At 71.7% G+C, this 13,976-nt stretch carries 13 protein-coding genes; 3 read left to right on the top strand and 10 right to left on the bottom strand.

Annotated features, from left to right (window positions below):
- Position 1 precedes the first annotated feature (1 nt).
- A complete protein-coding gene (locus AB0C28_RS28020; RefSeq protein ID WP_358078556.1) occupies positions 2 to 526 on the top strand; it encodes an Asp23/Gls24 family envelope stress response protein in 525 nt (174 codons plus the stop codon).
- Between the two features lie 20 nt (positions 527 to 546).
- On the opposite strand, the gene AB0C28_RS28015 is transcribed toward AB0C28_RS28020, so the two are convergent.
- On the bottom strand, positions 547 to 972 hold the full coding sequence (locus AB0C28_RS28015; RefSeq protein WP_358078553.1) for a hypothetical protein: 426 nt from the start codon (positions 970 to 972) through the stop codon (positions 547 to 549).
- A gap of 93 nt (positions 973 to 1,065) precedes the next feature.
- On the bottom strand, positions 1,066 to 2,121 hold the full coding sequence (locus AB0C28_RS28010; RefSeq protein ID WP_358078550.1) for an RNA polymerase subunit sigma-70: 1,056 nt from the start codon (positions 2,119 to 2,121) through the stop codon (positions 1,066 to 1,068).
- A gap of 54 nt (positions 2,122 to 2,175) precedes the next feature.
- On the opposite strand from AB0C28_RS28010, the gene AB0C28_RS28005 reads away from it, so the two are divergent.
- Positions 2,176 to 2,898, top strand: a complete 723-nt coding sequence (locus AB0C28_RS28005; protein WP_358078547.1) for a PIG-L family deacetylase — start codon at positions 2,176 to 2,178, stop codon at positions 2,896 to 2,898.
- A gap of 209 nt (positions 2,899 to 3,107) precedes the next feature.
- Here the strand turns inward: AB0C28_RS28005 and thrS are convergent, their stop codons facing one another.
- From thrS to AB0C28_RS27990, 3 genes are read right to left on the bottom strand one after another with little or no spacing between them, the layout of a single operon-like run.
- Positions 3,108 to 5,099 (bottom strand): threonine--tRNA ligase, encoded by a 1,992-nt coding sequence (gene thrS, locus AB0C28_RS28000; protein ID WP_357851410.1) that lies wholly within the window; start codon positions 5,097 to 5,099, stop codon positions 3,108 to 3,110.
- Between the two features lie 38 nt (positions 5,100 to 5,137).
- Positions 5,138 to 5,743 carry a GH25 family lysozyme gene (locus tag AB0C28_RS27995; RefSeq protein WP_357851099.1) on the bottom strand — a complete coding sequence of 202 codons (606 nt, stop codon included), beginning with the start codon at positions 5,741 to 5,743 and terminating at the stop codon, positions 5,138 to 5,140.
- A gap of 30 nt (positions 5,744 to 5,773) precedes the next feature.
- Entirely contained in the window at positions 5,774 to 6,673 is a 900-nt protein-coding gene (locus AB0C28_RS27990; RefSeq protein ID WP_358078544.1) for a TIGR03564 family F420-dependent LLM class oxidoreductase, read from the bottom strand.
- 97 nt (positions 6,674 to 6,770) lie between these two features.
- On the opposite strand from AB0C28_RS27990, the gene pgm reads away from it, so the two are divergent.
- Positions 6,771 to 8,402 (top strand): phosphoglucomutase (alpha-D-glucose-1,6-bisphosphate-dependent), encoded by a 1,632-nt coding sequence (gene pgm, locus AB0C28_RS27985; RefSeq protein ID WP_358078541.1) that lies wholly within the window; start codon positions 6,771 to 6,773, stop codon positions 8,400 to 8,402.
- A 93-nt stretch (positions 8,403 to 8,495) separates the two neighbouring features.
- On the opposite strand, the gene AB0C28_RS27980 is transcribed toward pgm, so the two are convergent.
- From AB0C28_RS27980 to AB0C28_RS27960, 5 genes are all read right to left on the bottom strand, one after another.
- The gene (locus tag AB0C28_RS27980) at positions 8,496 to 9,260 is read right to left on the bottom strand and encodes an SDR family oxidoreductase (RefSeq protein WP_358078539.1); all 765 of its coding nucleotides are present in this window, start codon (positions 9,258 to 9,260) and stop codon (positions 8,496 to 8,498) included.
- 4 nt (positions 9,261 to 9,264) lie between these two features.
- Complete coding sequence (locus AB0C28_RS27975) at positions 9,265 to 10,584, bottom strand: MFS transporter (RefSeq protein ID WP_358078536.1); 1,320 nt, start codon at positions 10,582 to 10,584, stop codon at positions 9,265 to 9,267.
- A 31-nt stretch (positions 10,585 to 10,615) separates the two neighbouring features.
- Entirely contained in the window at positions 10,616 to 11,728 is a 1,113-nt protein-coding gene (locus AB0C28_RS27970) for an Ldh family oxidoreductase (RefSeq protein ID WP_357851084.1), read from the bottom strand.
- Between the two features lie 83 nt (positions 11,729 to 11,811).
- A complete protein-coding gene (locus tag AB0C28_RS27965) occupies positions 11,812 to 12,504 on the bottom strand; it encodes a DUF2786 domain-containing protein (protein ID WP_357851081.1) in 693 nt (230 codons plus the stop codon).
- Between the two features lie 22 nt (positions 12,505 to 12,526).
- Positions 12,527 to 13,768: a hypothetical protein gene (locus tag AB0C28_RS27960; protein ID WP_357851078.1), complete on the bottom strand. Its 1,242-nt coding sequence runs from the start codon at positions 13,766 to 13,768 to the stop codon at positions 12,527 to 12,529.
- Positions 13,769 to 13,976: the final 208 nt, after the last annotated feature.

Here is a 13,976-nt window from a genome sequence, read left to right as displayed (position 1 = left end):
GATGACCGAAGCCTTAGCCGAACAGTCCACTCAGCCCGCCGAGTCCTCGGACACACCCGCCCAGCCCTCCGACGCGCCCTCCGGCTCGCCGGCTCCGTCCTACATCGAGGCGTCCGTGTCCGGCGCCACCGTGAAGGGCCGGATCAAGGTGGCCGACGAGGTCGTCGAGAAGGTCGCCTCACTGGCCGCGCTCGAAGTGCCCGGCGTCGCCGACATGGGCGGCGACCTGGCGCGGGCCTTCGAGTCCGTACGCGACCGCATCGGCATCGGCTCGCGCCGGGGCACTCAGGGCGTCAGCGCGCAGATCCAGGACCGCCAGGTGGGGGTGAGCCTGACGATCGTGGTGGAGTACGGCCACGTCGTCATGGACGTCGCCGCCGAGGTCAAGACGAACGTGGCCAAGAGCGTCAGCCGCATGCTCGGGATGCGCGTCATCGAGGTCAACGTGACCGTGGACGACGTCCGCCTCCCCGGCGAGGCCCGGCCGGCGCCGCGCGAGCCCGCCGAGGACGACGTACCGTCCTGATCCGTGGTGTGCCGGGGGCGTCAGGAGATCCGGGTCATGGTCGACTCGTAGCCGCCGCCCCCGGGATACACCCACGCGCCGACCACGCTCGTGCCGTCGGCGTCGAAGGTGCCACGGAAGTAGGCCTCCGAGCCCTTCTCGTGCCCCCAGATCGTCAGGGTGTCGCCCTCGATCTCGTACACGTAGGCCAGCGTGGCGCCCTGGCTGTCGAAGTACCAGGAGTGCACGTCCTCGCTCGGCCGCTCCGCCCCGAACGGCTGCTTCCTGCCGATGAACTCCGTGCCCTTCACCGGCATGCCCTCATGCTCCAGGTCCACGTCCTGGATGAGGAAGCGCCGGCCCTCCATCCACCGGTAGGTCACGGTGCCCTCGGCCCCGCCGGTGACCTTCCAGGTGCCGACGAGGCGGTCGAGGGCCTGCAACTTGGTGTCCACGTGCTCGCTCATGCCCATTCCTTCGCTTTCCTGCGCTGTCGTAGATGATGAACGCCTGTATGACGGCGCGGCGCGGGAAAAGGAATCGGTCGCGAGCGGGATTTCTCAAAGTTCCGCGGGCAGGCCGAAGGCGGCGTTCAACTCGGGGCCGAACGTGGTGATCTCGGCGATCAGGCCGTCCTCGACGCGCAGCACGTCCAGGTTGACGGCGGTGTAGACGGACTCGCCGGGGCGGCGGACGTAGTTGGCCACGGCGGGCCGCCGGTTGGCCGTCGTCGCCAGCGCCTTCCACTCGCCCCACGCCTCGGGCCCGGTCATGACCGGCCGCCACATCTCCAGGATGGCCGTCCGCCCGTCGTACAGCAGGGACGCAGGTGGCATCGTCTGCCGCGCGTCCTCCCGCAGCAGCGCGGCGAGTGCGGACAGGTCGCCCGCCACGGAGGCGTCCATGTAACGGCGCAGCACCGCGCGCTCCTCCTCGGTGGGGGCCGTGACGGGGCCCCATTGCGAGCGGCGGGCGGGCAGGTGCAGGCGCAGCGTGGCGCGGGCCCGCTGCAACGCGCTCTTGACGGCAGGCACGCTCAGTTCCAGCGCCGCGGCGGTCTCCTCGGCCGGCCAGCCCGCCACGTCGCGCAGGATCAGCACCGCGCGCTGGCGGGGCGGCAGGTGCTGGATGGCGGCCAGGTAGGCCAGCTCGATCGTCTCGCGCTCGACCGCCACCGCGTCGGGCCGCCCCTGCCCGGCGCCGGCCAGGTCGAGCAGACGGTCGGGGTACGGCTGCAGCCAGGCCACCTCGGTGAACGGCGAGCGCGGCTCCTCGCCCACGCCGGCCGTCACCTCGCGCTTGCGCGCCGGGCCGGCCAGCAGATCGAGGCAGGCGTTGGTGGCGATGCGGTAGAGCCAGGCCCGCAGCGTCGACCGCCCTTCGAACGTCTCCCGCCGCCGCCAGGCCCGCAGCAGCGTCTCCTGCACCATGTCCTCGGCATCGGTGAACGAGCCCAGCATCCGGTAGCAGTGCACCTGCAACTCGTGCCGGTACACCTCGACCGCCTCGCCGAACCCGTCCCCGGCGAAACCGTCCCCGGTGAAACCGCCGCCATCCCCGCCGCCATCCCCGCTGCTGGGGCGGGTGTCTTCCGTGGGGTCGCCGGCTTGGCGCATGAGCCGCACCATTCCTCTCGAATCGTCCCGGCGGGGCCTGTCAGGATGATAGCCATGACCCTTCAGCTTGAGCCCATGCCGGACGACTGGCAGCGCGCGCTGGCCATCGTCGCTCATCCCGACGATCTGGAGTACGGGTGCGCCTCCGCCGTCGCCACCTGGACGGACGCGGGCCGTGAGGTCGTCTACCTGATGGCCACCCGGGGCGAGGCGGGCATCGACACGCTCGATCCGAGTACGGCGGGGCCGGTGCGCGAGCGCGAGGAACTGGCCAGCGCGGCCCTGGTCGGGGTCACGAGCGTGGAGTTCCTCGACCACGCCGACGGGGTGATCGAGTACGGGACCGCACTGCGCCGCGACCTGGCCGCGGCGATCCGGCGGCACCGCCCCGAGCTGCTGATCACGCTGAACTTCGACGACACCTGGGGCGGCACCCACTGGAACACGCCCGACCATCGCGCGGTGGGGCGGGCGGTGCTGGACGCCGCCGGTGACGCCGGAAATCGATGGATATTTCCGGACACTGTGGCCGCGCCCTGGAACGGCGTCCGCTGGATCGCCGTCGCCGGCGTCGACAACCCCACCCACGCGGTGGACGTCACCAACGGCCTTGAACGCGGCGTGCGCTCTCTCATGGAGCACCGCGCCTACATCGGCGCCCTCACCGACGAGGACCCGGAGAAGTACGCCCGCGACCAGATCGAAGGCTTCGCCCGCCAGGAGGCGGCCCGCTTCGGTGGCCGCCCCGCGGTGACCTTCCGCCTTTATCCCCGTTGAGCCAGGGCGCCGATCGACCTCATCATGACTCTGGCCGGCAGTTCACCGACGAGCAGGGCTGGCCGCCGGCGAGCAAGGCCGGCCGCCGGCGAAGTGACGCATCCGGCGGAACGGCGCGGGGCCGCTCCGCCGGATGGGCACACCTGATGGGCCCTGCTGATGGGCCCTGCTGATGGGCCCTGCTGATGGGCCCTGCTGATGGGCGCGGCTCAGACCTGGACGCGCCGCTCGACCGCGTTGACGATCTCGGCGATGGCCTCCTCGACCGGGATACCGTTTCGCTGCTCCCCGCTGCGGTAGCGGAAGGAGACCGCGCCGTTGGCGATGTCGTCGTCACCGGCCAGCAGCATGAAGGGCACCTTGGCCTTCTGCGCGTTGCGGATCTTCTTCTGCATGCGGTCGTCGGCCGCGTCGACCTCGACCCGGACGCCGCCGGCGCGCAGCTTCTTGGCCACGTCCTGGAGGTAGGGCACGTGCGCCTCGGCGATCGGGATGCCCACCACCTGCACCGGCGCCAGCCAGGGCGGGAAGGCGCCCGCGTAGTGCTCGGTGAGCACGCCGAGGAAGCGCTCGACGGAGCCGAACAGGGCCCGGTGGATCATGACGGGCGTCTGGCGTGAGCCGTCGGCCGCCTGGTATTCGAGCCCGAAGCGCTTGGGCTGGTTGAGGTCGAGCTGGATGGTGGACAGCTGCCAGGTGCGGCCGATGGCGTCCTTGGCCTGCACCGAGATCTTCGGCCCGTAGAAGGCCGCGCCGCCCGGGTCGTCGACGAGCTCCAGCCCCGACTCGGTGGCCACCTGGCGCAGGGCCTCGGTGGCCTCCTCCCACTCGGCCGGGTCGCCGATGAACTTCTCGGAGTCGTCGCGGGTGGACAGCTCCAGGTAGAAGTCTTCAAGGCCGAAGTCGCGCAGCACGCTGAGCACGAACCGCAGCAGCGACTTGATCTCGTCCGCCATCTGCTCGCGGGTGGTGTAGATATGGGCGTCGTCCTGCGTCATGCCGCGCACCCGGGTCAGCCCGTGGACCACGCCCGACTTCTCGTAGCGGTAGACCGAGCCGAACTCGCACAGCCGCAGCGGCAGCTCGCGGTAGGAGCGCCCGCGCGCCCGGTAGATCAGGTTGTGCATCGGGCAGTTCATCGGCTTGACGCGGTATTCGATGCCCTCCAGCTCGAAGGCCGGGAACATGTCGTCGGCATACCAGGGCAGGTGGCCGGAGGTCTCGAAGAGCGAGGACTTGGTGATGTGGGGCGTGTTGACGAACTCGTAGCCCGCCTCCGCCTGCCGCCTGCGCATGTAGTCTTCCATCTCCTTGCGGATGATCCCGCCCTTGGGATGGAAGATCGGCAGGCCGCTGCCCAGCTCAGGTGGGAAGCTGAACAGGTCGAGCTCGGCGCCGAGCTTGCGGTGGTCGCGCTTCTCGGCCTCCTCCAGCAGCTTGAGGTATTCGTCCTGCTTGTCGCGGGACTCCCACGCGGTGCCGTAGATGCGCTGGAGCTGCGGGTTCTTCTCGCTGCCTCGCCAGTAGGCGCCGCCGGAGCGCATGATCTTGAACGCGGGGATGGACCGGGTGGAGGGCACGTGCGGCCCCCGGCACAGGTCCTTCCAGCACAGCTCGCCGGTCTTGGGGTCGAGGTTGTCGTAGATGGTGAGCTGTCCTGCGCCCACCTCGACCGACTCCTCGTCGGCCGCGCCGCCCTTGAGCCCGATCAGCTCCAGCTTGTACGGCTCCGCCGCCAGCTCTTCGCGCGCCTCGTCGTCGCTGACGGGCCGACGCGAGAACAGCTGCCCCTGCTTGACGATCTCGCGCATGCGCTTCTCGATGCGCTTGAGGTCGTCGGGGTTGAACGCCTGCTCGACGTCGAAGTCGTAGTAGAACCCGTTGTCGACCGGCGGCCCGATGCCCAGCTTGGCCTCGGGGAACAGCTCCTGCACCGCCTGCGCCATGACGTGGGCGGTGGAGTGGCGCACGATCGCGCGGCCCTCTTCGCTGGAGACCTCGATCGGCTCGACCACGTCGCCGTCGGCCAGCACGTGGGCCAGGTCGCGCGGCTCGCCGCCGACCCTGGCGGCGACGACGGTGCGGCCGTCAGCCTCCAGCGCCTCTCCGGCCGTCGTGCCGGCCGCGACCACACGCTCGGCTCCGGCGAGGGTGATGCGTAGCTCGGCTGACACGGTGACTCCTCGTGGATCGCGCTCGATGCCCGGCACCGAGGCTGGTTCGATGGTGAATCCCGATGCTATCGCGGGTCGAACCCCAGCCTGGTCAGCTCCTGCCGCGTCCCGTGGAAGACGTTGCGGTCGATGGGGCTGCCGGCGTACTGGTGAATGGTCCAGTCGCTCCAGGGCCTGGGCACGGGCGGACGGCCGCGCGGGCTGTGCGGGCTGGCGATCCAGAGCGGGTATTCGGCCAGGCCGGCGCAGTTGCCGCCGTGCGCGAACGACTGGAAGGTGTAGATGAACGGCCGCACGCCGGTGTGCCGCTCGACGTGGTGGCACCAGCGGCGGGCGTGCCGGGCCACCCGTTCCGGGCGCAGGCCGTCGTCGTCCTCCAGGTCGAGCGCGATCAGGTCGCCGCGGCGCAGCCCGCCGGCCGACCTGATCACGTTCAGGAAGTGGCGTGCCTGCTCGACGGGGTCGCCCTTCGGCCTGGCGAAGTGGTACGCGCCGCAGACGATCCAGCTCTCGCGCATGCCGTTCCAGTTGCGCGCGAACCACTTGTCGGTGTAGTCGCCGCCCTCGGTGGCCTTGGCGAAGGCGAAGGCGACGCCGGCCTCGGCATGGCCGGCCCAGTCGACCGTGCCCTGCCAGTTCGACACATCGATGCCATGTAGCACGCGTTTCACCCTGTCGGAGTCTATGGAGGTGTCCCCTGTTCAGCCCTTCGCCGCGCCGACCAGCAGGCTGAGCGTACGGTCGCGGTTGGCGAACGCCGAGCCGACGAAGTCGGTCACGCCCGCCCTCCTCAGCTCGTCGAGCTTGGCCAGCACGGTGTCCTCGTCGCCGACGATCGCGACGTCGCCGGGGCTGTCCGCGCCTTCCCTGTCGAGCATGGCACGGTAGGAGGGCAGCCGCCCGTACACGGAGAAGATCTCGTTGGCGCGGGCGACGGCGCCGGTGGGGTCGTCGGTGACGCTGACGGGCAGCGCGCAGACGATCCTGGGCGCGGGGCGGCCCGCCTCGGCGGCGGCCGCCGTGATCGTCGGGGCGATGTGGCCGGCGATGGTCTTCGGGCCGGTCATCCAGAGCACGGTGCCGTCGGCGACGGTGCCGGCCAGCTTGAGCAGGCGCGGGCCCAGGGCGGCCACCAGCACGGGGAAGCCCGCGCCCGGCGTGGTGAGCTTGATGTCGGCCTTGAGCGTCTCGCCGGCGTACGCCACCTTCTCGCCGCGCGAGGCCGGGATGAGGATGTCGAGGTATTCCTTCATGTGCCGGCCGGGGCGCTCGAAGCTGTAGCCGAACATGTCCTCGATGACCATCTTGTGCGACAGCCCGACGCCCAGCGCGAACCGGCCGCCGAGCGCGGCGTTGGCGGTCATGGCCTGCTGCGCCAGCGCGGCCGGGTGGCGCGGGTAGGTGGGCACCACGGCGGTGCCGAGCTCGATCGGCGGCGCCTGCACGCCGGCCGCGGTCAGGGCGGTGATGGCGTCGAGGCCGAAGATGTGGGAGAGCCAGGCCGAGCTGAAGCCCATGCCGGCCGCCTGGGCGATCTGGTCGCGCAGGCCGCCGATGGCGTCGTCGCCCCGGGGCTCGGACAGGAAGTATCCGTAACGCATGAAACAGAACTCCATTCTGGTGACTGAGGCGAATGTATCCCCCCGCGCCGCCCCGCGCTCACCCGCCGGGCCGGTCGTGATTTGTAAAGTGGCCTTCATGACGCACGAACGCGCGGGACAGCCCGCCGGGCCTTCCGACCTGGTCGACGTCGCCAGGCTGGTGACGTCCTACTACGCCCTGCACCCCGACCCCGACGAGGTCGGCCAGCGGGTCGCGTTCGGCACCTCGGGGCATCGCGGATCGTCGCTGAAGACCGCGTTCAACGAGGACCACATCCTGGCCACGAGCCAGGCCATCTGCGAATACCGGCGCACGCAGGGCACCGACGGGCCGCTGTTCCTGGGCATCGACACGCACGCGCTGTCGGAGCCGGCCCGGGTCTCGGCGCTGGAGGTGCTGGCGGCCAACGACGTCGAGGTGCTCGTCGACACCCGTGACGGCTACACGCCCACGCCCGCCGTCTCCCACGCGATCCTGCGCCACAACCGCGGCCGCACGACCGGACTGGCCGACGGCATCGTGGTCACGCCGTCGCACAACCCGCCGTCCGACGGCGGGTTCAAGTACAACCCGCCGCACGGCGGCCCGGCCGATACCGAGGCCACCACGTGGATCCAGGACCGCGCCAACCAGTTGCTGCGCGACGGGCTCAAGGGCGTGCGCCGGGTGCCGTACCCGGCGGCGCTGGGGCGGGCCGGGCGCTACGACTTCCTCGGCGCCTACGCCGACGACCTGCCCTCGGTGGTGGACCTCGACGCGATCAGATCGGCCGGGGTGCGGATCGGGGCCGACCCGCTCGGCGGGGCGAGCGTGGCCTACTGGGGCGAGATCGCCGAGCGGCACCGGCTGGACCTGACCGTGGTCAATCCGCTGGTCGATCCGACGTGGCGGTTCATGACGCTCGACTGGGACGGCAAGATCCGGATGGACTGCTCGTCACCGTACGCGATGGCCTCGCTGATCGCCGGGCGCGACACGTACGACGTCTCCACCGGAAACGACGCCGACGCCGACCGGCACGGCATCGTCACGCCCGACGGCGGGCTGATGAACCCCAACCACTACCTCGCGGTGGCCATCGACTACCTCTACGGCCACCGCACCGGCTGGCCCGCCGGGGCCGGGGTGGGCAAGACGATGGTCAGCAGCACGATCATCGACAAGGTGGCCGAGTCGCTGGGCCGGCCGCTGTACGAGGTGCCCGTGGGGTTCAAGTGGTTCGTGCCGGGGCTGCTGGAGGGCTCGCTCGGGTTCGGCGGCGAGGAGAGCGCGGGGGCGTCGTTCCTGCGGCGTGACGGGTCTGTCTGGTCCACCGACAAGGACGGCCTCATCCTGGCCCTGCTCGCCTCCGAGATCCTGGCCGTGACCGGCGAGTCGCCGAGCGCGCGCTACCGCGGGCTGGTCGAGCGGTTCGGCGAGCCGGCCTACGCGCGGGTCGACGCGCCCGCCACCCGCGAGGAGAAGGCCGTGCTGGGCAAGCTGTCGGCCGAGCAGGTGACGGCCTCCTCGCTGGCCGGCGAGCCGATCACGTCGGTCCAGACGGCGGCGCCCGGCAACGGGGCCGCGCTGGGCGGGGTGAAGGTCTCGACCGCCAGTGCCTGGTTCGCGGCCAGGCCGTCGGGGACCGAGGACGTGTACAAGATCTACGCCGAGTCCTTCAAGGGGCCTGACCACCTGGCCAAGGTGCAGGAGGAGGCCCGCTCCCTGGTGTCGGCGGCCCTGAGCTGAACGACGGCGCCCGGCCCGCTCGCCGCGGGCCGGCGTCGCGTCAGCACACGCCGACCGCTGCGCCACGAGTCGGCGGGTCTGGCCGGGGCCGGGTCAGTAGCCGAGGTGGCGGCCGCCGTCGCCGATCAGCGTCTCGCCCGTGACCAGGTCCGACTCCAGCAGCGAGGTGACCAGCTGCGCCACGTGCTCGGGCCGCGCCGTACGCCGCAGCGGCGCCTTCAGCTCCTCCTTCGCCGCCATCTCGGAGAACACCTGCTCCCCCACCCGGTCGATGTGCCAGCGGGTGGCCACGATGCCGGGCGCGACCGCGTTCACCCTGACCTCGGGCGCGAGGGCCACCGCCAGGTCGCGGGTGAGGTGGAGCAGGGCGGCCTTGCTGACCCCGTACGCGATGGAGGAGCCCGTGGCCTGCAGCCCCGCGATGGAGGCCACGTTGACGATCGCGCCGCGTGCCGCGCGCAGGTCGGGCGCGAAGGCACGGGCGCAGTAGAACGGGCCCATGAGGTTGACGCCCATGAGCTGCCGCCACACCTCGTCGGTGAGCCCCTCCAGGTCGGGGAACGGCACCCACCTGGTCGTGCCCGCGTTGCACACGAGCACGTCCACCCGGCCGTGGGCGGCCCGCACCCGTTCGGCCATCCTGCGTACGGCGGCGTCGTCGGACACGTCGGCGGCCACCGCCTCGGCCTTGCAGCCCAGGTCCTCCAGCCGCTCGACCGTGGCCCTTGCCTCGTCGGCCGAGCGTGAGTAGTTCACGATCACGGCGGCCGCCCCCTTCCTGGCCAGGCTCTCCGCGACGGCGGCGCCGATGCCGGTGCCGCCGCCGGTGATCACGGCCACCGCGCCGTCGAGGTCCATAAGCTCACTCCTTCATGGGGTCGCGCAGCGTGTCCATGGCCGCGATGTCGATGTCCTTGTTCTCGCGGGCGGCGTAGAAGGCCGCGAACGAGATCACCGCCGTGCCGATCAGGAACGCCGCGACCAGCCACGGCGCCCCGCCCAGCCGGGCCGCCAGCGCCGCGCCGATCAGCGGGGAGAAGCCGGCCAGCGCGGCCCCGAGCTCGCGTGAGGCGGCGAAGCCGGTGTAGCGCACGCGGGCCCCGAACAACTCGGCATAGAAGACCGGCTGCACGGCCACCTGCGGCGCGAAGCCGAAGGCGCCCATGAGCATCATGGCCAGCCACACCACCCAGGGGACGCCGGTGCCGACCAGCAGGAAGTACGGAAAGACGTAGACCGCCACGAACACCACGCTGAACAGGTTGAGCGGGCGCCGCCCGATCCGGTCCGACAGGTCCCCGTAGAACGGCTGGAGCGCGATGACGGTCAGCCCGAAGAGGATCACCCCGAGCAGGGCCGTCTGGCTGGTCAGGCCGAGCTGAGTGGTGGCGTAGGCGACGCTGAAGGTGGCCAGCGTGTAGACCACGGCGGTGTCGCAGATGTGCGCGCCGACGCCGACGAGGAAGTTGCGCGGGTGGCGGGCCAGCGCGTCCCTGATCGGCAGCTTGACGATCCCGTGCGTGCGCGCCATCTCCTGGAAGACCGGCGACTCGGCGACGCGCAGCCGTACGTACAGGGCCACGCCGATGAGCGCGAAGCTCACCAGGAACGGCACCCGCCAGCCCCACGCGAGCACGTCCTGCGCCGGCAGGAGCTGGACCAGCAGGAACGCCGACGTGCCCAGCACGAGCCCGATCTGCACGCCGGTCTGGGCGAAGGAGGCGTAGTAGCCGCGCCGGCCCGGCGGGGCGTGCTCGGCCAGCAGGGTCGCCGCGCCGCCGAACTCGGCGCCCGCGCCGAGGCCCTGGCAGACGCGCAGCACCGTGAGCAGGATGGGCGCCCACACGCCGATGGAGGGGTAGGTGGGCAGCAGGCCGATCAGGCCGGTCGACACGCCCATGATCATGGTGGTGATGATCAGGGTGGAGCGGCGGCCGATCCTGTCGCCCAGGTGGCCGAACAGGATGCCGCCGAACGGCCGGACCACGAACCCCACGCCGAACGTGGCGAAGGCGACGATGGTGCCGGTGGCCGGGTCGGCCTGGGTGAAGAACAGGCGGTTGAAGACGAGGGCGGCGGCGGTGCCGTAGATGAAGAAGTCGTACCACTCCAGGGCGGTGCCGACGAGGGCGCCCAGGACGACGCGCCGTAACTCGGGGGTGGCGGGCGGGTTGGCGGGCATCTGACCTCCAGAGGGCGTGTCCGGCCGCCTTTCAGCGGCCTGTCGGCGGCCGTGCGGTGTGCTCCGGGTCGTGCGCTGTGTCGTGTTCAGGGGCCTTCTCTGTGATCTTCTCTGTGGTCTTCCCTGTGGGTACGCCGAGCCGTGCGGCGAGACCGCAGAGCTCCTCCCAGACCGGTAAGGGCACCGGGATCCCGTCCCTCAGCCGCTCCGCGCGCGCCGCGGCCTCGGGCTCGCCGGGCACCACCACGCCGGGGCCGGACGCGCGCAGGGCCTCGCAGAAGGATTCGACCTCGGCGACGTAATCGTCGAGGGGGACGAACGCGGTGATGTCCACCGCGGTGATCACCGTGCCGAACGTGCCGTCGTAGCCCGGCGAGCAGGCGGTGCCCGTGCCCGTGAGCAGGCCGCCGACCAACTCGATGAGGACGCTCAGCCCATATCCCTTGTGGCCGCCGAACGGCAGCAGCGCCCCGCCCCGGTAGAAGTCGGCCGGATCGGTGGACGGGCGGCCCTCGGGATCGACCAGCACCCCTTCGGGGGCGGGCGAGCCGGCGGCGCGGAGCAGGCCCAGCTTGCCCTCGGCCATGGCGGCGGTGGCCCAGTCCATGACCACGGCGGCGCCACCGGCCCGAGGCACGGCCCAGGCCATGGGGTTGGTGCCGAGCATCCTGCGCCGGCCGCCGTACGGGGCCACGGTCGGGTCGGCGTTGCCGACGACCTGCGCGATCAGTCCCCGGCCCGCGAGCGTCTGCGCGTACTCGCCGAGCCTGCCGACGTGGTTGCACTCGCGGACGGCGACGACGCCGACCCCGTGCGCTTCGGCCAGGTCTGCGGCCTCGGCCGCGGCCAGGCGCGCGGCGGCCTGGCCGAAACCGCGCCGTCCCGACACGACCGCGCTCGCGCCACGGCGTGAGACGACCTCGGGCCGGGCTCCCGGCACGATGGCGCCCTCGGCGATCCGGTCGAGGTAGGGCTTGATCCGCCGCACGCCGTGGGAGCCGTGCCCGGCCAGGTCGGCCTCCACCAGGGACTCGGCGACGACGGCCGCCGTGTCGCCGGGCACACCGGCGGCGGTCAGCAGGTCATGGGCGAGGTCTCGGATGCGGCCGGCGGCGAGGACGTGTACGGAGGCGTTCACGGTCATCTGTCTCGCTTCGAGCAGGACTACGTTCCGCGAGTGCCCCCATGCCCATTTCCCGCCCCGTCAAACGGCTGTCCGGAAAGGGCTTACCCTTCGAGTTCGGCGGCCGTGGCGGTGCTCATCCCGGTCCGCCCGAGATCGGCCCTGCGGCCTGCGGCGACCCCGTCGCGGTAGCCGGTGCCGCTGGTCCTCGGCACGCTCCTGCGGATGTCGGGATAGTGAGCGGCGACCGCCCGCTCGACCTCGGCCCGCCGGTCGGCCAGGACGAGCGCGGCCCCCATGGCCGCCGGCTCGCCCTCGGCGCGTGACTCGGCCGCGCACAGCAGCCGGTAGACCTCGTCGGTGAAGCCCAGCAGCCACGACCTGCGGTAGGCCCGCACGGCGCGGACGTCGCTCGGCGGCTCCACCCGGGCCAGGCCCGAGGCCATCTGCAACAGCAGCGAGGTGGCCAGCAGGTCGGCCCGCTCCAGGTCGGCCGCGAACCCGAACACGTGCACCCGCTGCCCGCCCTCGCCCCGCCCGATCAGCAGCGGCCGGCACCGCACGGCCTGGGCGACCAGGCTGACGAGGCGGGCCTTCTCCCTGGCCCAGGGGGCCGGCAGGGTGACGACGCGGTCGCCGGGGGTCTGGCGGGTGCCCGCGGGCGGCAGCGAGTCGATGCCGTACTTGGCCATGAGCGCCGACGCGGCGGCCATGAACGTGGCCCGCTCGTGCTCGTTGTCGGTGCGCTCGGCCTTGGCCAGCAGTTTCCTGACCCGTTCGAGCGTGCGTTCGCGCAACCGTGTGACCCCCAGGACTCGCTCAGGACTTGCCGGACAGCACCCGCCCCTGGTCGTCGATGGCCGGGAACGCGCCGGTGTCGACGATGCCGTGCTGCTGGTACAGCGCCTCGATGAGGGCGTGGGCCTGCGGCTCCAGCTTCCACAGAGCACGATACTCGCGTGCCGTGGCCAGCGAGATGCCGATCTCCTGGGCGATGTCCACCGTGCGCGGCACGATGCCCTTGGCGATCTGCCGGTCCCAGTACTCACGGGCGGAGCGCATGCGCGCGGCCCGCTCGGCCGTGCTGAGGACCTGCGGGGTGGTGTCGAACACCTCGATGTCCTCGTCCTCGTCGGAGACGAGCTCGGCCAGCGCGGGCGGCAGCGCCGGGCGGGCGGGGACGGGGTGGTGGTCGGCCGTGGGCTCCCAGGGCACGCGCGGGTCGGCGTCGATGAGCGCGGAGGTGTTGTAGAGGGCGGCGATCTGGGCCAGCAGCGCCTCCTGGCGCGAGGCGTCCACGGCCAGGCCGGTGTGCTCGACGGCCTGGTCCATCGCCTTGTCGAGCTTGGCCAGCGCGGCGCGCATCTTGCGCTCGGGCGCGCCACCCTCGCGCAGCGCCTTGGCCTTCTTGGCCGCCAGCGCGACCCTGGTCAGCCTGCGGTGGGCGTCGACCTCGCTGGCCGTACGGTCGCTGACCTCGGCCAGGCCCATCCTGACCATCAGCCGCTCGGGCGTCAGGCGCCAGTTGATCCGGCCGGTGCCGCGGATGCGGTGGCGTTCGATGGCCATGCCGCGCTCCCACAGCCAGGCGGCCACCAGCGGGGCGGCCAGGCGGAACACCGCCTCGGGCAGGCTGCGCGCGTCCATGCTGGACAGCACGGCGGTCAGGCAGGTCAGGGCCCACACGGCGATGCCGTCGATGCCGGCCGAGAAGTTCTCGCGCATGTTGCGGCGGGCGCGTACGGCGGAGGTGATGATCGCGACCTCGATGAACGCGAACAGCAGTAACCGCAGCGGCCCGTCGAGGCCCAGCACGTCGCCGGAGAAGCGCCACATGCCCTGCGCGGACACGCCCGTGGCGATGGAGGCGGCGACGACGGTCAGCACGTCCTCTATGGGGCGGGGGGCGATGTACCTGGTGAACAACCAGGAGACGACGCGCCAGGCGATCCTGAGCACCAGGAAGGCCAGGACCAGCCCGGCGAGGCTCAGCAGCGCGATGACGGCGGTGGCGAGCGGCTTCTCGGTTACGAAGGCTGTTATTTCCTCAAATGTCGGCATCAGTCACTATCCGTGATGGCTCAAACTCCGGCTCTATGCGACGAGATCATCGCAGAATGTCGCCATCTTGTACGCCAAACGGCATCGGCTGCCCCACTTTGCCCAGGTTTCACTGCAGTTCAGGGTTCTTGACGGAGCGTGTCATCACTCGCGCCCGCACAAGCCCGGTGGTGACGGGGTTCCGGCCCGCGAACGGCCGGGGACGCGC

It is taken from the genome of Nonomuraea sp. NPDC048892, from assembly GCF_040649735.1.
GTDB classification, from domain to species: domain Bacteria; phylum Actinomycetota; class Actinomycetes; order Streptosporangiales; family Streptosporangiaceae; genus Nonomuraea; species Nonomuraea maheshkhaliensis.
Note: the sequence above shows the minus strand (reverse complement) of the source record. Positions and strands in the feature narration are given on the sequence as shown.